Here is a 19,181-nt window from a genome sequence, read left to right on the forward strand (position 1 = left end):
GTGATGTGGGGCCGGATTAGTCCAGCGACTCTCCGGCGCGCTCCTGACTCGAGGTCGATTGATGGTCTGAGTTCAGGAAAAGGAATGGTGGGCCTTGCTGGACTTGAACCAGCGACCAATCGATTATGAGTCGACTGCTCTGACCAACTGAGCTAAAGGCCCAACCTGAAAAACGAAATCTGAAAGCGGGCGCCATTATACGAAGGCGGGAAGGCGCCCGCCACCGGGTCAGGAGGACGAGCCCTGCTCGTCGAGGAAGCCGCGCAGGTGGTCGGAGCGGGACGGATGGCGCAGTTTGCGCAGCGCTTTCGCCTCGATCTGACGAATCCGCTCGCGGGTGACGTCGAACTGCTTGCCGACTTCTTCCAGCGTGTGGTCGGTATTCATCTCGATGCCGAACCGCATGCGCAGCACCTTGGATTCGCGGGCTGTCAGGCCGCCCAGAACGGAGCGCGTGGACTCGCGCAGGCCTTCTGCCGTAGCGGAGTCGACCGGGGACAGCGCCTGGATGTCCTCGATGAAGTCGCCCAGATGCGAGTCCTCGTCGTCGCCGATCGGTGTCTCCATGGAGATCGGTTCCTTGGCGATCTTGAGCACCTTGCGGATCTTGTCCTCGGGCATTTCCATGCGCTCGCCCAGCTCTTCCGGAGTCGGCTCGCGGCCCATCTCCTGCAGCATTTGCCGGGAGATCCGGTTGAGCTTGTTGATCGTCTCGATCATGTGGACCGGAATCCGGATGGTCCGGGCCTGGTCCGCGATGGAGCGGGTAATGGCCTGACGGATCCACCAGGTGGCGTAGGTCGAGAACTTGTAACCACGGCGGTATTCGAACTTGTCGACCGCCTTCATGAGGCCGATGTTGCCTTCCTGAATCAGGTCAAGGAACTGCAGACCGCGGTTCGTGTACTTCTTGGCGATGGAGATCACCAGCCGCAGGTTGGCCTCGACCATCTCTTTCTTGGCGCGACGGGCCTTGGCTTCGCCGATGGAGACGCGGCGGTTGATTTCCTTGATTTCGGAAACAGTCAGGTCGACGTCCTGCTGGATGTTCACAATCCGCTTCTGCAGGCGGGCAATCTCGTCCACCCGCTCCGACAGGGCCGCCGCGTACTTCTTGTCGGAATTGGCCGCGTTCTGCGCCCAGTCCAGATCGGTCTCGTTGCCCGGGAAGCTCTTGATGAACTCCTTGCGGGGCATGCGGCATTCTTTCACGCAGATCTGCATAACAGCCCGCTCGTTCTCGCGCACGGCTTCGTTGGTCGAGCGAACGAGGTTGACCAGCTCTTCAAACGCCTTGTTGGAGAGCTTGAACGGAGCGAAGACCTCGCCCAGTTCGTCCAGTGCCTTCTGAGCCTGTTTGCTGTCCCGCCCGTGTTTCTCGAGCGCTTTTTCCGCGGCGGCTTTCTTCTCGCCCAGCAGTTTGAAGCGCAGGCGGGTTTCTTCCGGGTCCGGGCCGTTTTCCTTCTCGGATTCCTCGTCGTCTTCATCGTCTTCCGAGGCCGAGGGTTCTGGTTCGGGCATGAAGGGTTCCGCGCCGTCCGGGTCGAGGTAACCGGTAACGATGTCGCTGATCCGACCTTCGTTCTCGATGATGCGCTCGTAGGCCTGGATGACCGTGCCAACAGTGCCGGGGAAATGTGCCACAGCGGCCATGACGTCCCGGATACCTTCCTCGATGCGCTTGGCGATCACGATTTCGCCTTCGCGGGTCAGCAGCTCGACGGTGCCCATCTCGCGCATGTACATGCGCACCGGGTCAGTGGTGCGGCCGGCGTCGGTTTCCACCGCGGCCAGAGCCGCTGCGGCTTCCGCGGCCGCTGCTTCGTCGGCGGCGGAGTCGCCGTCCGTCATCAGAAGCTCGTCGGTGTCCGGCGCCTCTTCGGTCACCTGGATGCCCATGTCATTGATCATCCGGATGATGTCTTCCACCTGATCCGGATCGGCGATATCCTCCGGCAAGTGGTCGTTCACCTCGGCGTAGGTCAGGTACCCTTGCTCTTTACCCCGTGCAATGAGGTCTTTTAGCTGTGACTTCTGCGCGTTGCCTGACATAGACACCCTATGGACTCACTCGTGAAAAGGTGAAAAGATAAACAGCCATTATAGCGTTCGAGCCTTGGCTCTGCCACTTGGCCTCGGTTTGTACGAACTGAGGGCGGGGCGTGCCCGTTTCAAGGCACCGGTTCGGCCCGCCCTGTTAACCCGCTGATTTTGCGCGGCATGAAGAGTCACTTAAGACCCATTGCCGCTGGTTAACCGTTTCAATTCCTCGCGTTCGGCGTCCGTGCATTCGCCGCTGGCCATCCGTCGCATCAGCGTATTGATTCGTGATCGCCGCCGGGCTTCGTTGTCCGGCTGAAGCATGTCCTGGACGGTTGCCAGGGCCTGCTCTCGAGCCGGTACGTATTCCAGTCCATCAAACAGGTGGAAAAAGCGTTGCCGGGCGCTGGCGTCCAGCGCCAATGACCGAAACAGCGCACTGCGGTCACGAATGCCCTGTTCCTGTATCCAGTCCGCCAGCGCCACGGCGTCGGCCAGGGCGCGGTCGTGCCGGGCGTGCTCCTGAACGTCGGCGGCCAGTTCCGGAGCCTCCACCAATCCAAGGCAAAGGCTGGTGGCCTTGTCCACTTTGATTTCGACCGGTTCTTCCCTGGCGGGTTCCGGGCCGTTCCCGCTTTTGGCGCGTTCCCTCGGGTCGAATCGGGAAACGCGGCGCAGCTCCTGCCACATCGCGTCACGGAGGGCGCTGTAGGGCATTTTGTTCAGCAACGGTTTTACGCGCGTGCGCAACTCGCCCCGGTGCTCGCCCAAGGTCAGGTCCAGCCCCGTGCGCTGACGATCGAACAGGAAGCGCGACAGGGGGCTGGCCGACTCAATGCGCTCACGGAATGCCTCGGCGCCCTCCCGGCGCACCAGGGTGTCCGGGTCCTCGCCCTCCGGCAGCATCAGGAACTGCAGATGCATACCATCGTTCAGCAGTTCCAGGGCATTCTCCATGGCTTTGTCGGCCGCGCGGAAGCCCGCGGTGTCGCCGTCAAAGCAGAAGACGATGTGCCGGGCATGGCGCAGCAGCGCCTGAAGGCTGTCCGTGTTTGTGGCGGTGCCCAGCGTCGCCACCGCTTCATGAATGCCGTGCTGGGCCAGGGCGATCACATCCATGTAGCCTTCGACGACCAGCAGTCGGTCGACCTGGCGCAGCGCCTGTCGGGCCTCGTAGAGCCCATAGATCTCGCGACTTTTGTGGAAGACGTCGGATTCCGGCGAATTGATGTATTTCGCCTTGTCGTCGCCCAGTGTGCGCCCGCCGAACGCAACCGTTCGGCCGCGCGAGTTGCGGATCGGGAACATGATCCGGTTGCGGAACAGGTCGCGCGGTCGTCCAAACCGGTCCGATACCGTGCCGGTCTCGATCAGTCGCTTCCCCAGATCCGGCCCGGCGGCCCGGTAGAGCGCGTCACCGTCCGGGGGTGCAAACCCGAGGCCGTAGCGATCAATCGTGGCGGCATCCAGCCCCCGTCCCTTCAGGTACTCCCGTGCATAGCCGGCATCGGAGCGCTCTAGGGCCTTGCGATAGAAACCGCCGGCGAAATCGAGCGCTTCGGTCAGCGTGCGCGCCTGCTGAATCTCCTGCTTAACGGATTCATCGTAAGGCACTTCGAGCCCGGCGCGTTTTGCCAGGTCCTCGACCGCCTCCGTAAAGCTGAGTCCGTCCATTTCCCGGAGGAAGCTGATGGCGTCCCCGTGGGCGCCACACCCAAAGCAGTGGTAAAACCCCTTGTCCGGACGAACGTTGAAGGACGGTGTTTTTTCGTCGTGGAACGGGCACCGTGCCTTATAGTTCGCCCCCGCTTTCTTGAGCTGAACGCGACCGCCGATCAGTTCCGCCAGATCAATTCGGTCCATCAGCTCTTCAATAAAGCGTTGGGGGATGAGGCCGCTCATCACGTCTCCGCAGGGAACCCTGAGCCAAAAATGCCGCCGAAGCAGTGCTCCGGCGGCATTTTACCCTTGGCGAAAGCAATGGCGCCTTCGCCGCTGGTCAGCGCGTGCTGACGAGATCAGTACATGCGCTCGAAACGGCGCTGTTCCCGCTGCAGCTTCTTGAGATGGCGCTTGACGGCCGCAGCTGCCTTGCGCTTGCGAACGGCTGTCGGCTTCTCATAGTGCTCACGACGACGCACTTCGGAAAGAACACCGGCTTTTTCGCAGGAGCGCTTGAAACGACGCAGGGCTACGTCAAACGGCTCGTTCTCTTTCACTTTAACAGAGGGCATTCGGCAATCACCTACCTTTGATGTCTGGTAAACAATCCTGTTCGCCACCGTCGGTTTGCGGTGACTTGCGATGACCGTCTGTGGCTGTTGATGTCTAAAAAACAGCCAGTCGGCGGTTTAAGGGTGTGGGACTATATCTTCTCGCCCAGCGCTTGTAAAGTTCCGGGGCCGGTTTTCCCCGGCGGGCCATCTGTCGATGGCGTTTCAGCGGTATTTGTGGAGAGACTATGAATTTCAAACATCTGCACTATTTCTGGGTGGTGGCCCGGGAGGGCTCCGTTGCCCGGGCCAGTGAATGCCTTCACCTTGCGCCTCAGACGTTGAGTGGACAGGTCGCCAGCCTGGAGTCGTCGCTGGGTGTTCAGCTGTTTGTCAGACGGGGGCGCTCGTTGCAGTTGACTGATCGTGGCCATGGTGTGTTCCGCTACGCCGATGCCATGTTTCAGACGGCGATGCAGCTGGAAAACTACCTGTCCCAGAAGAATGAGACGCAGTCACTGGAGCTGAATATCGGCATTTCAGCGTCCATTCACAAGCTGCTGGCCTACCGGCTGATTGCGCCGGCCCTGGAAGCCGCGGTTCCGCTCACGCTGAAATGCCGCACCGGCACACCGGCCGACCTGATACGCGCCCTGCGGGGGCGGGAGCTCCAGGTGGTGCTCACCGATCGGGTCCCGCCCGCGGACGATGAGTTCCGCTGGCATCTTCACCCTGTCGGCAGTACCTCGATCAGTCTTTTTGCCGAACCGACACTGGCGGCCGGTTTGAAAGAGGGGTTTCCCCAGAGCCTGGATGGTGTTCCGTTTCTCGCGAATGCCCTGGAGGCGCCGTACTATCAGTCCCTGATGGAGTGGCTGCAGCATCATGGTGTGGTGGTCCGGGAGGCCGCCGAGATTGACGACAGCGCACTCATCAAGGTGTTTGGCCGGTCTGGGCTCGGGGTCTTTGCCGCGCCGACGGTGATTGCCGATGAGGTTTGCCGCCAGTACGAGGTTGATGTGGTAGGCCGGGTTGATGCCGTCGAAGATCAGCTCTATGCGATTACCCGGCTTAACGGGTTGCAGCATCCGGGAGTTGCCGCCATCTGTGGCTGACCTGAAAAATCGTAAAATTCGAACAAAAAAACGATAAAAACTGATTTTATCGACGGTGCATTTCGGCGATGCTGTCTCTGAGGTCAGCAATGCAGTAAAGGAGGGCATCCCATGAAGACGATCCACAAATACGGCCTGGAACTGTCCGGCGATCCAGTCGCCCTGGCATTGAAAGAAGGTTCGCGCGTCGTGCGCTGCGAGTACATTGTGGCTGAGAAGCGCGTCTGCCTCTGGGTTGAGGTGCCTCTGAAAGTGGATATCCCTGAGACGACCAGTACGTTCTGTGTCGTCCGCTCGGGGGAGCCCATCGCCGACTCCTATCAGTATGTTGACACGGCGGTGGACCCGTTTGGTCCGGAGGCGTACCACGTTTTCCAGTTGACTCAGGAGCAGCCGGGCGACTCCGCTGACGCATCGCGTTCCTGGATTCACGCCGCATGAACCATGGCCCGGCGTCCCGCCTGGTTCGGTCGGTGACCGACTGAACCAGGCGGGACGTCAGGGGCGGTCGCCACGCCACCACTCTTCGATTCCCACCATCAGAGACTCCTCGGATTTTGCTATCATTGGGGACTTACCCATCCGCGGAGTCACCCCGATGCGAGTTCTCGGCATTGAAACGTCGTGCGACGAGACCGGTGTTGCCCTCTACGACAGTGAGCAGGGCCTTCTTGCCCATGCGCTATACAGTCAGGTCGGCATGCATGCCGATTACGGGGGCGTGGTGCCGGAGCTAGCGTCTCGGGATCATGTCCGCAAACTGTTGCCGTTATGCGATCAGGTGCTGGCGGAGGCCGGGTGTTCGCGCGCGGATCTGGAGGCGATTGCCTACACGGCCGGTCCCGGCCTGATCGGTGCGCTGATGGTTGGCGGCTCTGTCGCTCATGCCATGGGCCTGGCGTTCGACTGTCCGGTGCTGGGCGTCCACCACATGGAGGGGCATCTGCTGGCCCCCATGCTGGAAGAGCATCCACCCGCTTTCCCGTTTGTCGCGTTGTTGGTGTCGGGGGGGCACACCCAGTTGGTGCGCGTCTCCGGTATCGGTGAGTACGAGCTGCTGGGTGACTCAGTGGATGATGCCGCCGGTGAAGCGTTCGACAAGGCGGCGAAAATGCTCGGATTGCCCTACCCGGGTGGGCCGCAGGTGTCGGCACTGGCCGAAAAAGGCATCGATGGCCGGTTCCGGTTTCCCCGTCCGATGACAGACCGCCCCGGGCTGGCGTTCAGCTTCAGCGGCCTGAAAACCTATACCCGCAATACCATTGAGGCACTGCGGGAGCAGGGCGATCTCGACGAACAGGCGAAAGCCGATGTGGCCCGGGCGTTTGAGGCCGCCGTCGTCGATACGTTAACCATCAAATGCCGTCGTGCGCTCAAGGCGGCGGACTGTCACCGGCTGGTGATCGCCGGCGGCGTCAGCGCCAACAAGCGCCTGCGGGAAGCGCTTGAAACCATGGCTGACAAGCAGCGCGCTGAGGTGTTCTATGCGCGACCGGAGTTCTGCACCGACAATGGGGCAATGATCGCTTATGCTGGGTGTCAGCGGCTTCTTGCGGGGCAGCACGACGAGTCCGGCATTGTCGCGACACCCCGCTGGCCGCTGGATTCTTTGGCGCCAATCCCGTGAAGCGCGGCTGGTTGCCGCCTCCCGATGAGCAGGAAGACATTGTGTCAGACCGAGTATTGATCGAAGGCCTGGCCGTGGATGCGGTGATCGGCGTCTACGACTGGGAGCGTGAGATTCAGCAGCGTCTGGAGCTGGACCTGACGCTTGCGTGGGACAACCGCACGCCGGGGCACAGCGACCGGGTGGACGATGCGCTGGACTACGCGGCGGTGACGGCAACGGTTCGCGACTGGTTCGCCGACAATCAGCCCGAATTGCTGGAGGCGGCGGGTGAAGCCCTGGCAGCCCTGATTCGGGATCGTTTCGGCGTCCAGGGAGTGCGGCTGGTGATCCGCAAACCGGGAATCCTGCCCGGGGTCCGCAACGTCGGCGTTGTCATTGAGCGTGGGAGCCTGGCGTGACGGGGTCGGTCACGGTCTATATCGGCCTGGGAAGTAACCGGGATCGGGAGCGTCACATCCGGGCGGGTCTGGAGGCCCTGTCGGACCGTTTCGGCCCTCTGCGGATTTCGACCGTCTATGAAAGCCGGGCTGTCGGGTTCGATGGCACCAATTTCCTCAACCTTGTCGTGGGCTTTCAGACCCCCGACAGCGTGGCCACGCTGTCCCATTTCCTCAAAGACGTTGAGTTCGCGAATGGCCGGGCGCCGGATGCGGCCAAGTTCAGCCCGCGCTCGCTGGATCTGGACCTGCTGACGCACGGTGATACGGCCGGCACGGTGGCCGGTGTCGCGCTGCCCCGCGCCGAAATCCTCGAGAACGCCTTCGTGCTGCGCCCGCTTGCCGAACTGGCGCCGGACGACCACCACCCGGTCGATGGTCGCAGCTATCGGGAACTCTGGGCGGCCTACGACCGGGGTCAGGCACTGTGGCCCGTGTCGTTTACCTGGCGGGGCGAGTTGATTTCGCAGGGAGAATCGTTCGCCACGGAAACACACGGAAAGCACGGACATTGAAAAGAAGCGACTGACTGTTCGAATCGGTCTATCCGTGCTTTTCCATGGCCATCACATGACGTTAATCCACATCATGCGTCTTTCGGAACAGCCTGATCAGCCCGTCGGTTGAGCTGTCGGTGGTGGTGTCGTCCTTGTCAGCGTTGAGCCGGCCGAGGATGGTTTGGCCGAGTTGTTTGCCCAGCTCCACGCCCCACTGATCGAACGAATCCACGTCCCAGATGGCCCCCTGTGTGAAGGTCTTGTGTTCATAGAGCGCAATCAGCGCGCCGATGGTGTGCGGTGTCGCGCGATCAAACAGCAGGGTGTTGGACGGCTTGTTGCCCGGGATGGCCTTGTGCGGGGCGAGTCGGGTGGCCTCGTCTTCGCTGTGCCCCTTATCGAGCAGTTCCTGGTACGCCTCATCGCGGGTTTTACCTCGCATCAGCGCCTGCGCCTGACTGAGGCAGTTGGCGAACAGAATGGCGTGGTGCTGTCCCACGGGGTTGTGGGTGTGCAGGGGCATGATGAAGTCTGCGGGGGAAAGCCGCGTGCCCTGATGCAGGAGCTGGTGATAGGCATGCTGTCCGTTGGCCCCGGCGCCACCCCAGATGATCGGTCCGGTTTCCCAGTCCACCGGCTCACCACCGCGGCGAACACACTTGCCGTTGCTTTCCATGTCGAGCTGCATGAGATGCGCCGGCAGTCCGCGCAGGTAATGGTCGTACGGAAGAACGGCGTGGGCGTCGGCATCCCAGAAGTTGCCGTACCAGATGCCCAGCAGCGCCATGATGACCGGCATGTTCTCTTCCAGTGGCGCTTCACGGAAGTGACGGTCCATGGCGTGGGCGCCTGCCAGCAGGCCCCGGAAGTTCTCCATCCCAATGGTCAGCGCGGTGGGCAGGCCGATGGCGGACCACAGTGAGTACCGTCCGCCGACCCAGTCCCACATGGGGAAGATGTTGTCCCGCGTGATGCCGAAGTCGATGGCCTCGGCCTCATTGGCGGTCACCGCCACGAAGTGCTTGGCGATCCGGTCTTCCGAGCCGCCGTTGTGGAGAAACCACTCCCGGGCGATGCGGGTGTTCTCCAGGGTTTCCTGCGTCCGGAAGGATTTGGACTGTATCAGGAACAGCGTGGTTTCGGGATTGATATGGCGCAGCACCTCGGTGATGTGACTACCATCGATGTTCGCCACGTAGTGGCAGTTCAGCTGCCCATGCCAGTAGGGCTTGAGCGCGGCGGACACCAGTTTTGGGCCCAGAAAGGACCCGCCAATGCCGATGCTGACCACGTCCGTGAACGGCTTGTTGCTGAAGCCGCGCCACTGGGTGCTGCGCACGCGCCAGACGAATTCCTCCATCCGTTTCAGGGTCTGGCGGACCTCCGGCATGATGTCGGTGCCGTCCACCTCGACTGGCCCGTCGCCAAGGTTGCGCAGAGCGGTATGCAGGGCAGGCCGGTCCTCGGTGTTGTTAACGTGCTCGCCCTTGAAGAGCGCCTCGATCTGCTCCGGCAGGTGGCGGGCCCGGGCCAGTGCCATCAGGTGCCCGAGAGTCTCCTGCGTGATCCGGTTCTTTGAGTAATCCAGCGACAGTCCGGCGGCCTCCACGAAATAACGTTGGAAGCGGTCTGGGTCCTGATCGAACAGATCCCGCATGTGAACCGAATCCATCGCACTGCGGTGGTCCTTCAGGGCTTGCCATTCCGTTTGATCGATGAGCGGCTTGGTGGGCATGTCGGCCATTCCTTAGCGGGAGACGGAAACGTTGTCGATCAGGCGGGTGTCGCCGAGAAAGGCGGCCGCCAGGATGGTGAGTTGACGATCATCCGGTGTTGCGGGTTCCAGGTTGAGACTGTTCACAATGTTAACGTAGTCTGGACAGAAACCGGCCTGGGTCAGCGCTTCCCGGGCCGCCCTCTCCAGAGCGGCGAAATCCTTGCTGCCATCCCCCAGTGCCTGCGCCGTCTGAAGCAGTGTCTGGTAGAGCGCGGGGGCGGTGGCCCGCTCCGATTCCGACAGGTAGCCGTTGCGCGAACTCATGGCAAGGCCATCCGACTCCCGGGTGGTGGCCACACCGATCACCTCGACCGGGAGGAACAGATCCCGTGTCAGCTTGCGGATGACCGCGAGCTGCTGAAAGTCCTTTTCGCCGAAGACCGCCACATGGGGCTGCACCATGTTGAACAGCATGGTCACGACCGTTGACACGCCGTCGAAATGGCCCGGCCGGCTCGCGCCGCAATGGCCTTCACTGACTCCGGGCACGGAAACGCTGGTCTGGTTGTCCAGCCCGTTCGGGTAGACCTCGTGGACGTTGGGGGCAAACACAATGTGGTTGCCGTTCGCGGCCAGTTTCTCCTGATCGTCCGGGAGCGTCCGCGGGTACTGGGCCAGATCCTCGTTCGGGCCGAACTGCATGGGATTGACGAAGATGCTGGTGACCACCGTGTCGCCCAGTTCGGTGGCCCGTCGGACCAGCGCGAGATGCCCTTCATGGAGATTGCCCATGGTGGGCACCAGGGCAATCCGGCGGCCTTGATCCCGCTCGTCGCCCAGTTGTTGTCGCAGTTCCTGAACGGTGTGAATGGTCTTCATGACTGAAATGTGTGCTCGTCGGCCGGGAAGTGGCGTTCGCGGACGGCTGCCCCATAGGCTTCAAACGCCTCCTGGATCGAGCCGTTTTCCGCCAGGAAGTTCTTGACGAAGCGGGGCGGCTTGCCGGGACTGATGCCCAGCATATCGTGCATGACCAGGACCTGGCCGTCAGTGTCCGGGCCGGCGCCAATGCCAACCACTGGCGCGGAGACGGCCTCAGTGATGCGCTTGGCCAACGGTGCCGGAACGCATTCCAGAACGAACAGGTCGGCGCCGGCCTCATCCAGCTGCTTGGCGTGTGCCACCATCTGGTCGGCCTGTTCATCGCCGCGACCCTGGACGCGGAAACCGCCGAATTTGTTGACGAACTGGGGGGTCAGGCCCAGGTGGGCGCAGACCGGCACGGCACGGTTGGCAAGTCGGGCGATGGTATCGGCCATCCAGTCCGTGCCTTCCAGCTTCACCATGTGCGCGCCCGCGCGCATCAGGCGTGCGGCGTTATCCATGGCGTTTTCCGGTGTGCCGTAACTCATGAAGGGCATGTCGGCGATCACGAACGCGCCCTGGTTGCCACGGGCCACCGAGGCTGTGTGATAGACCATGTCGTCGATGGTGACCGGCAGGGTGCTGTCGTGCCCCTGGAGGACATTGCCGAGGGAGTCCCCAATCAGCATGGTTTCGATGCCGGCGTCGCTGATGGCCCGTGCAAAGGTGGCATCGTAGGCGGTGAGCATAGCGAACTTCTCGCCGTTCTGCTTACGCTCCCGGAGGGTCTTGATGGTTACGGCCATGGAGAATACCTGTTCAGAGTGATCAAGGCTTTTCTAGCCTAATCAGGCGTCCCCGGGCTGGCAAGTCGGCGCAGGTGGTTGTCGGGGCAGCGATCGCGAAGATTCCGGATGGCCGTGCCGTCCGGCAGGGTCAGGTCGCGATCAATATCCAGCAGTGGCTGGAGCACAAAATCCCGGTTGGGCAGCTCGGCGTGGGGCACGGTCAGGCGATCAGTACGGATGCATTGATCGCCAAACAGGAGCAGATCCAGGTCCAGTGTTCGTGGCCCCCAGTGCTCGAGGCGCTCGCGGGCGTGGTCCTGTTCGATCGACTGGAGCCGGTCCAGAAGCGCTTCGGCGGACAGGCGCGTCTCCAGCGCGGCGGCACCATTGACGAAGTCGGGCTGATCCTGAGGGCCGACGGGACGACTGGCGTAGAAAGGCGATTGCGCGATCAGGTGCGTCTCGGGGAGGCTGGCCAGCGCCGCCATGGCGCCGGCCAGCTGCATCAGCGGATCGGCCAGGTTGCTGCCAAGACCGACGTAGGCCGTTACGGTCGTCACGTGGCCGGTCCGGACGACTTGGGTTTGCGACGCTTGCGGCGACGCCCGCCCTTGGCGGGCCCCAGGGCAGACAGCATGCGTTCCTTGCCGGCCTCATCCGCGGCCTGAAAATCGGTCCACCACTGGCCAAGGCCGTTGGTTTCCTCGCCGGCGGCTTCGCGTACCGTCAGGAAGTCGTAGGCGGCCCGGAAGCGGCTATGGTTGAGAATGGACCAGGCGCGTTTGCCGTTCCGCCGGGGCAGGCGCATCTGCAGCTCCCAGACCTCCTTCATCGGACCGGAGAAACGCTTGGGGATGGCGGTGGCGTTGAGCTGTTCGCCGACGACGCTGTGAATGGCGCCGTGCAGGGCCGGCTCCCCCTCGGACTGGCGGTACTCCCACTCCGCCTGCAGGGCGGGCCAGAGCATGGCCGCGTAGAGGAAGTAGGGGGTGACCGGCTTGCCACGACTGATCCGGGCGTCCGTGTTGCTCAGGGCCTGGCGGATCACACCGTCCGGCTGGCCTTCCGCCAGGGCCTCGGCAGTGGCCGGGAACAGCGGAGCCAGAAGGTCGTATTCCCGCAGTAGCTCGTAGGTCGCCAGACCGTGGCCGGCACACAGCAGCTTGAGGACTTCCTCAAACAGCCGCGCCGGTGGCACGTGCGTCAGCAGCGAAGACAGTTCCCGAATCGGCGCTTCGGTTTCCGGCGCCAGGGAGAAGTCGAGCTTGCCGGCAAAGCGGATGGCCCGGAGCATTCGCACCGGATCTTCGCGGTACCGGGTCTCCGGATCGCCAATCAGGCGCAGGCGGCGCTCTTCCAGATCACGCACCCCATCCGTGTAGTCGATGACGCTGAAGTCGCGAATGCAGTAATAGAGGGCGTTGATGGTGAAGTCGCGCCGCAGGGCGTCCTCTTCCATGGTGCCGTAGACGTTGTCGCGCAGCAGCAGGCCGTGTTCATTGGACTCGCGCGACTCGTCGTCATCACTGTCCTGGTCGCCGGCGCTGCCCCGGAAGGTGGTGACCTCGATCACCTCGCGCCCGAAGAGCACATGCACGATCCGGAACCGGCGACCGATCAGGCGCGAGTTGCGGAACAGGTCGTGGACTTCTTCCGGCGTGGCATTGGTGGCGATGTCGAAGTCTTTGGGGTGGCCTCCCAGCAGGATGTCGCGGATGCCGCCGCCCACCAGGTAAGCCTCATAGCCGGACTTGTTCAGCCGATGCAGCACCTTCTTGGCCGAGTCACTGATCAGCGAACGGGAGACGGTGTGCTGGTCCCGGGGGATGACCCGTCGCTCGTAGACCGGTTTTTTGGGGCGCCCGTTACCGGGCAACCAGGAGCGGATTGTTTTGAGCATGCAACAACGGTAGTGAGTGGGTGAAAGCGCAGAGTTTAACGATTTCCGGGAGGCTTGCCCATGGTCGCAGGGGATGACGGTCCGGGGGTGCGGGAAGAAATGATTTTGAGACTCGTTATTATCTCGTATAATGCCGTCTGTTTTGCATCCCCGGGGGACCCGATGTTTGAAGTGGAAGCCGCCAGTTTTTCGGTCGGTGAGCAGCGCCTTCTGGAACCGGTTGATCTCGCCTTTGCCGAGGGGCGGGTCTATGGGCTGATCGGCCACAATGGTTCCGGCAAGTCCACGCTGCTGAAGCTGCTGGCCCAGCAACAGCCGGTCAGCTCCGGCGATGTGCGCCTCAATGGTCGATCGCTCTCGCAATGGGGCAATCGTGCGTTCGCGCGGGAGGTGGCCTACCTGCCCCAGCAGCTGCCGGCGGCGGAGAACCTCACCGGCCGGGAGCTGGTGGCGTTCGGTCGCTATCCCTGGCACGGCTTGCTGGGGCGGCTCACGCAGAAAGATACCGAGCAGATTGATCGGGCCATGGCGCTGACCCACACCGAGGCGTTTGCCGATCGCACGGTGGATACGCTGTCCGGAGGGGAGCGTCAGCGCGTCTGGCTGGCCATGCTGGTTGCCCAGGGCAGTCGGTTCCTGCTGCTCGACGAGCCGCTGGCGGCGCTGGACATTGCGCACCAGATCGAGGTGCTGCAGCTGATTGACCGTCTGGCCCACGAGCTGGGGCTGGGGGTCGTCATTGTCCTTCATGACATCAACATGGCGGCGCGTTACTGCGATGAACTGGTCGCGCTGCACTCCGGTCGTCTGCTGGCCCGGGGGGCGCCGCAGGATCTGATGGAATCGGACACGCTGAACGCCATTTACGGCATCCCCATGCATGTGGTCGATCATCCGGGCGGCCATCCCGTTGCTTTGGTCGAATAACGTGATGCGCACGCGAGTCTGGTCGTCCGTTGTCATCCTCTGGCTGCTGCTGCTGGTTCTCTCCACCATCGTTCCGGCGGCGGAGGATGAGTCCCAGGAGCCGGTGCCCGCATCGCGGCTTGTGGTCCTCAACTGGGGGTTCCTGGAAACGCTGATTGCCATGGGGCACCCGCCGGCGGCGGCAGCGAATCTCTCCGGGTACCGGACCTGGGTGTCGGAGCCGGCCGTGCCCGAGAGCGTGGTGGATGTGGGGCTGCGCAACCAGCCCAGCCTTGAACTGCTGGCCGATGTGGCGCCTGACCGGATTCTGCTGGCTCCGCACATTGCCAGCGTGAAGCCCCAGCTGGATCGCATTGCACCGACCACTGTGATGCGGCTGTTCTCGCCGGACGGTGACCTTTGGCCCAAGCTCGTATCGCTGACACGGGATATGGCCGCCTGGACCGGTGCACCGTCCGCCGGCGACCGTCTGGTCCGTCGGGTGGAAGCGCGGCTGGCTGAACTGAAACAGCGGCTGCCCGACGACGTGCCGCCGCTGTTGGTGGTGCAGTTCATGGACGACCGTCACGTGCGTGTCTTTGGCGACCACGGCCTGTTCGCAGCGACGCTGGAACGGATGGGCCTGCGCAGTGGCTGGCGTGGCAAGACCAACTATTGGGGCTTCTCGATGGTCGGTGTTGAGGCGCTGGCGCGGGCCGCGAACCTGTCTGATGAGACCCCACGGCTGGTCGTGGTCCGGCCCATGCCCCCCGGCGTCCGTGCGTCCCTGAAAACGAGCGGCCTCTGGCAGTCCCTGCCCTCGGTGACCGAGTACGATCCCATCTTTCTGTCGCCGGTATGGAGCTTTGGGGCTCTGCCGTCGGCGCAACGTTTTGCCGGGTTGATCGCTGCGGCCCTGACGGCCCCGGACCAGAAGGAGCAGAGCGATGAGTGAGTCGGTGGTCTCATCGACAGGGCGCGTCGCTCGGCGCGGTCGCCGGCGTTGGCTGACGTCGGGGCGCCTCTGTGGCGTGCTGGGCCTGCTCGTACTGGCGTTGGTCGTGACGGGGCAATCGCCCGAGCTTTCCGGTTGGGAAAACGTCCGGTCGCTCTGGCAGGCCGGCGAGGCGCCAGCCAGCCAGCTCATGCATTATGCCTGGTGGCCGCGATTCTTCGTGGCCGTGCTGGCCGGTGCCGGTCTCGCGGTTGCTGGCGTGTTGATGCAGCAGGTGCTGCGCAACCCCCTGGCGGCGCCCACCACGCTGGGCGTGGCGACGGGCGCGAACGTGGCCATGGCGCTGGCGCTGGTCTTTACGCCGGCTTTGATGGCCTGGGGTCGGGAATGGGTGGCGATGGCCGGGGGCGCGGTCGCCATGGGCGTTGTGTTCCTGCTGGCCTGGCGTCGTCAGCTCGCGCCGACCGTCGTGGTGCTGGCGGGGTTGGTGGTGAACCTGTATCTGTCCGCCGTCGCGACCGTGCTGTTGATTCTGAACCCGGAAACGCTGACAGGCCTGCTGGTTTGGGGGGCGGGGTCGCTGACCCAGAACAGTTGGGATGGAGTGGCCTTCCTGTGGCCACGGTTGCTGGTTGGCGGGGCGGTTGCCGTTGCGCTGCTGCGCCCGCTTGCCATTCTGGAGCTGGATGACGCCAATGCGCGCAGCCTCGGTGTTTCCCTCCGCAACCTGCGTCTGGGGAGTCTGGGTGTTGCGGTGTTTCTGACCGCGGTGGTGGTCAGTGCCGTCGGCGTCGTTGGGTTTATCGGGCTGGCGGCGCCGGCCATCGTGCGGATTCTCGGCGCCCGACAGGTGGGGCACCGGCTCGGCTGGGGGGCACTGCTGGGGGCCTTGCTGCTGTTGCTGACGGACCTGTTGGTCCAGCGCGTTCCCGGGATATTTGCGACTCTTCTGCCGACCGGCGCCACTACGGCGGCGTTGGGCGCGCCGTTGCTGCTGTGGCTGATCCCTCGTCTGAAGCTCGGCAGTGACAAGCCTCACGAACACGCCATGCCGGGTGGCCGCCACACCAGGCCAGGCCAGCTTCTGACCATGCTGGCACTACTCTGTGGTGTGAGTCTGCTGCTGGCGCTGATGGTGGGGCAGGGGATGAGCGGCTGGCACGTCCTGCCGTCCGCGGAGGTGCTTGAATGGCGCCTGCCGCGGACTCTGGCCGCGGCCGGGGCCGGCATCATGCTGGCCATTGCCGGCACGATCCTGCAGCGCATCACGGGTAATCCCATGGCCAGCCCGGAGGTGCTGGGTATCAGCGCCGGGACCGCCATGGGCTTTATCGGCGCGATTTACCTGCTGCCCGGCACTACCTCCACGCTGACCATGATCGGTATCGGAACCGTGAGCGCTCTGGCGACGGTGGGTCTGGTGGTGCTGCTCAACCGGCGCAGTGGCTTCGTGCCGGAACGGGTTCTGCTGACGGGTGTCGCGATCACGGCGCTGTTTGAGGCGGTCAAGACATTTGTGCTCTCTGGTGGAGATCCCCGTGGTCGGGAAGTGATCGCCTGGATGTCCGGTTCCACCTATTTCGTGGAGTTGTGGACCGCCGTGGCGGCGATCATTCTGGCGGTCATCCTGTTGATCGTGACACGGCCGTTTGCGCGCTGGCTGGACATGCTCCCGCTCGGCGCTCCGACGGCTGGCAGCCTCGGCGTTGCCGTCTCCCGGGGGCGTCTGGTGCTGCTCGGGCTGGCGGCGCTGATGACCGCCGCGGCCACGCTCATCATCGGCCCACTGAGTTTCGTGGGGCTGTTGGCGCCACACCTGGCGCGCATGATCGGCCTGCATCATGCCCGGATTCATATGCTGGGCGCGGCCCTCTGTGGCGCGGCGCTGATGATGCTGGCGGACTGGGCCGGGCGACAGGTGCTGTTCCCGGAGGAGATTCCGGCGGGCATCATGGCCTCGCTGGTCGGCGGTGCCTACTTCATGTGGGGGCTGCGGCGGTTGTGAGGCCAAGACTCGGCAACGCTGCAGCCGCCGGACTGCATCCAAAGCAGGAAGCCCGGCCGATGGTCAGGCTTTGACACTTCGTAGAGTGACTACCAGAGGTAGCCGATCTGCTCAGCAGCGGGGTTCGTCTTTAGGAAAAACCGGAGGCCAGAAAATCAAAAAGCGGGAACGTGAACCACGAACCCGCCGAGAAGAGTAGACGATCTGCATTGTTTTTGTTGTTGCGGTTCCGAACCGGAACCAAACTCCAGATGGAGTGAATGATGCGAGCGGAACGCTTTGAATACAGAGAGTGGTAAGGACGGTTCACGGGATTAATCCGGGACGAGGCGTCTGGTTCACGCTTCTTTTTTGTCTTCCGGACAGAACCCGCAACAGTCAGGCACCACTAAAAAGCTCAGCACCCAAAACACTCAGTTCGCCTGCGCTCTGTTTTTGTTTTTGTTACCGAGCGCTCTGCAGCTTTTTGTTGTTGTTGTGGCGCTGCGTTCATTCGGTTCTTGTTTTTGTTTGCCCCTGATGGGTGCACTGCGCGTGCCAGTTTTTGTTAACTCTTAATTAACAGCAAGTTACGAGATTTGGTGTTTTGAGGTGGGCGTTTGGCTTAGACAAAAGTGTTACCTGTGTCTCACTCTTATGACGAAAGTGTTCCGATGGGTAACACGCAGGTAACGATCACGGTTCAGGAGTTGGCTTTTTTGCGTGGGATGCCCAGACGCTGGCGGCGCTCCCAGAGAGATTTGCGGCTGATGCCGAGTTTCTGGGCGAGCTCGGTTTCGCTCATCCGGTCCTGATTCTCCAGCACAAAATGCTGGAAGTAGTCTTCCAGGGAGAGATCGTTGCCGTTCTGTTGAGGGTCTGGGCGGGGCGCTGGATTGCTGGTGTCCACCAGGCCCTCTGGAATGTGAACGTCATCGCTGGACTCCGGGTCCAGGTCCAGCAGTTCCGGGGTGACAATGTTGTCGTCACAGAGAATGGAGGCCCGCTCGATGGCATTCTCCAGTTCACGCACGTTGCCGGGCCAGCGATGACGCTCCAGAGTCCGCATCGCCTCGGGAGTGAGGCTCAGATCCGGGATGCCGATCTGCTCACCCTGGCGCCGGAGAAAGCGCTTGGCCAGCCCCATGATGTCACCGTTCCGTTCCCTCAGTGGTGGGATCCGGATCTGCATGACGTTGAGGCGATAGTAGAGGTCTTCCCGGAACTCGCCGGTACGGGTCATTGCTTTGAGGTTGCGGTGTGTCGCCGCAATCATTCGCACACTGACCTTTTTGCTCTGGGTTGAGCCGACGCGCCGGATTTCCCCTTCCTGCAGCACGCGCAAAAGCCGGGCCTGGGCTTCGGCGGGCAGTTCGCCAATCTCGTCCAGAAACAGGCTGCCGCCGTCGGCCGCCTCAATCAGGCCTGTCCGGGCGGATACCGCCCCGGTGAACGCGCCTTTTTCATGGCCGAACAACTCGGATTCGATCAGGCTTTCGGGAATCGCCGCGCAGTTGACGGAAATCAGTGGGTAGCGGGCGCGGGGACTGAGCTGATGCAGGGCCCGGGCCGCCAGCTCCTTGCCGGTCCCGGACTCACCCTGAATCAGTACGGTGGTCTCGGTCGGCGCGACTTTCCGGATCAGCCGGAATACGCGCTGCATGGACTGGCACTGGCCGAACATCAGATTGGCCGGGTCGGACGCATTATCAGGGCTGGGTGCCTGCTCTTGCGTCGGTTCGTCCTCCGGCGCCGCTGCTTCCCGTTGACTGGCCCGCTCCAGAATGTCCTCGACCGAGGCCAGCATCTCATCGTGATCGAAGGGCTTGGCAATGTACTCCACCGCGCCCATTTTCATGGAATCCACCGCCGAACGGAGACTGGCGTAGCTGGTCATGATCAGCACCGGCGTGTCCGGTGCCAACCGGATCAGGTCTGTCCCTGGCTGTCCGGGCAGACGCAGGTCCGTGATGATCAGGTCCAGGCGTTTCAGGTCGTTCTGATTGCGGGCCTCATCGACCGAGCCGGCGTCCGCCACCTCATAGCCGGCATGTGTCAGCAGCTTGCGCAGCGCCGAGCGGATGATTTCCTCGTCTTCGACAATCAGGATACGACGCATAACTCGAACTTCTGTC

At 62.9% G+C, this 19,181-nt stretch carries 17 protein-coding genes and 1 tRNA gene; 8 read left to right on the forward strand and 10 right to left on the reverse strand.

Annotation, left to right across the window (positions count from 1 at the left end; translation table 11 throughout):
• Positions 1 to 85: 85 nt before the first annotated feature.
• The 4 genes from C8D92_RS08095 to rpsU all read right to left on the reverse strand — a co-directional run bounded on the left by C8D92_RS08095 (position 86) and on the right by rpsU (position 4,274).
• Positions 86 to 162 (reverse strand) — tRNA-Ile (locus C8D92_RS08095).
• A 66-nt stretch (positions 163 to 228) separates the two neighbouring features.
• On the reverse strand, positions 229 to 2,052 hold the full coding sequence (gene rpoD, locus C8D92_RS08100; RefSeq protein ID WP_095609460.1) for an RNA polymerase sigma factor RpoD: 1,824 nt from the start codon (positions 2,050 to 2,052) through the stop codon (positions 229 to 231).
• 180 nt (positions 2,053 to 2,232) lie between these two features.
• On the reverse strand, positions 2,233 to 3,942 hold the full coding sequence (gene dnaG / locus C8D92_RS08105; protein WP_116919015.1) for a DNA primase: 1,710 nt from the start codon (positions 3,940 to 3,942) through the stop codon (positions 2,233 to 2,235).
• Between the two features lie 116 nt (positions 3,943 to 4,058).
• Positions 4,059 to 4,274 (reverse strand): 30S ribosomal protein S21, encoded by a 216-nt coding sequence (gene rpsU / locus C8D92_RS08110; protein ID WP_095609459.1) that lies wholly within the window; start codon positions 4,272 to 4,274, stop codon positions 4,059 to 4,061.
• Positions 4,275 to 4,501: 227 nt separating this feature from the next.
• Here rpsU and C8D92_RS08115 point away from each other — a divergent pair, with 227 nt between their 5' ends.
• From C8D92_RS08115 to folK (C8D92_RS08135), 5 genes are all read left to right on the forward strand, one after another.
• On the forward strand, positions 4,502 to 5,368 hold the full coding sequence (locus C8D92_RS08115) for a LysR family transcriptional regulator (RefSeq protein WP_095609458.1): 867 nt from the start codon (positions 4,502 to 4,504) through the stop codon (positions 5,366 to 5,368).
• 111 nt (positions 5,369 to 5,479) lie between these two features.
• On the forward strand, positions 5,480 to 5,809 hold the full coding sequence (locus C8D92_RS08120; RefSeq protein WP_095609457.1) for a DUF7352 domain-containing protein: 330 nt from the start codon (positions 5,480 to 5,482) through the stop codon (positions 5,807 to 5,809).
• A 157-nt stretch (positions 5,810 to 5,966) separates the two neighbouring features.
• On the forward strand, positions 5,967 to 6,995 hold the full coding sequence (tsaD, locus tag C8D92_RS08125) for a tRNA (adenosine(37)-N6)-threonylcarbamoyltransferase complex transferase subunit TsaD (RefSeq protein WP_116919016.1): 1,029 nt from the start codon (positions 5,967 to 5,969) through the stop codon (positions 6,993 to 6,995).
• Positions 6,996 to 7,036: 41 nt separating this feature from the next.
• Positions 7,037 to 7,396, forward strand: a complete 360-nt coding sequence (folB, locus tag C8D92_RS08130) for a dihydroneopterin aldolase (protein ID WP_116919055.1) — start codon at positions 7,037 to 7,039, stop codon at positions 7,394 to 7,396.
• A complete protein-coding gene (gene folK, locus C8D92_RS08135) occupies positions 7,393 to 7,950 on the forward strand; it encodes a 2-amino-4-hydroxy-6-hydroxymethyldihydropteridine diphosphokinase (RefSeq protein ID WP_116919017.1) in 558 nt (185 codons plus the stop codon). The genes folB and folK (C8D92_RS08135) overlap by 4 nt, the downstream gene beginning before the upstream one ends.
• A gap of 61 nt (positions 7,951 to 8,011) precedes the next feature.
• On the opposite strand, the gene pgi is transcribed toward folK (C8D92_RS08135), so the two are convergent.
• From pgi to pcnB, 5 genes are read right to left on the reverse strand one after another with little or no spacing between them, the layout of a single operon-like run.
• A complete protein-coding gene (gene pgi, locus C8D92_RS08140; RefSeq protein WP_116919018.1) occupies positions 8,012 to 9,667 on the reverse strand; it encodes a glucose-6-phosphate isomerase in 1,656 nt (551 codons plus the stop codon).
• 12 nt (positions 9,668 to 9,679) lie between these two features.
• On the reverse strand, positions 9,680 to 10,528 hold the full coding sequence (gene panC, locus C8D92_RS08145) for a pantoate--beta-alanine ligase (protein WP_095609452.1): 849 nt from the start codon (positions 10,526 to 10,528) through the stop codon (positions 9,680 to 9,682).
• On the reverse strand, positions 10,525 to 11,319 hold the full coding sequence (gene panB, locus C8D92_RS08150; protein ID WP_095609451.1) for a 3-methyl-2-oxobutanoate hydroxymethyltransferase: 795 nt from the start codon (positions 11,317 to 11,319) through the stop codon (positions 10,525 to 10,527). The genes panC and panB overlap by 4 nt, the downstream gene beginning before the upstream one ends.
• A 38-nt stretch (positions 11,320 to 11,357) precedes the next feature.
• A complete protein-coding gene (folK, locus tag C8D92_RS08155; protein ID WP_095609478.1) occupies positions 11,358 to 11,807 on the reverse strand; it encodes a 2-amino-4-hydroxy-6-hydroxymethyldihydropteridine diphosphokinase in 450 nt (149 codons plus the stop codon).
• A gap of 50 nt (positions 11,808 to 11,857) precedes the next feature.
• Positions 11,858 to 13,201 (reverse strand): polynucleotide adenylyltransferase PcnB, encoded by a 1,344-nt coding sequence (gene pcnB / locus C8D92_RS08160; RefSeq protein ID WP_116919019.1) that lies wholly within the window; start codon positions 13,199 to 13,201, stop codon positions 11,858 to 11,860.
• Positions 13,202 to 13,363: 162 nt separating this feature from the next.
• Here pcnB and C8D92_RS08165 point away from each other — a divergent pair, with 162 nt between their 5' ends.
• From C8D92_RS08165 to fhuB, 3 genes are read left to right on the forward strand one after another with little or no spacing between them, the layout of a single operon-like run.
• Positions 13,364 to 14,128 (forward strand): ATP-binding cassette domain-containing protein, encoded by a 765-nt coding sequence (locus tag C8D92_RS08165; RefSeq protein ID WP_116919056.1) that lies wholly within the window; start codon positions 13,364 to 13,366, stop codon positions 14,126 to 14,128.
• A gap of 4 nt (positions 14,129 to 14,132) precedes the next feature.
• Complete coding sequence (locus C8D92_RS08170) at positions 14,133 to 15,062, forward strand: iron-siderophore ABC transporter substrate-binding protein (RefSeq protein WP_116919057.1); 930 nt, start codon at positions 14,133 to 14,135, stop codon at positions 15,060 to 15,062.
• Positions 15,055 to 17,067, forward strand: coding sequence for a Fe(3+)-hydroxamate ABC transporter permease FhuB (fhuB, locus tag C8D92_RS08175; RefSeq protein ID WP_116919020.1), 2,013 nt, complete (start codon positions 15,055 to 15,057; stop codon positions 17,065 to 17,067). The genes C8D92_RS08170 and fhuB overlap by 8 nt, the downstream gene beginning before the upstream one ends.
• Before the next feature lie 682 nt (positions 17,068 to 17,749).
• On the opposite strand, the gene C8D92_RS08185 is transcribed toward fhuB, so the two are convergent.
• Entirely contained in the window at positions 17,750 to 19,165 is a 1,416-nt protein-coding gene (locus C8D92_RS08185) for a sigma-54-dependent transcriptional regulator (protein WP_095609448.1), read from the reverse strand.
• Positions 19,166 to 19,181 lie beyond the last annotated feature (16 nt).

Origin of the sequence: Tamilnaduibacter salinus (assembly GCF_003096655.1) — a bacterium.
Classification (GTDB): Bacteria; Pseudomonadota; Gammaproteobacteria; order Pseudomonadales; family Oleiphilaceae; genus Tamilnaduibacter; species Tamilnaduibacter salinus.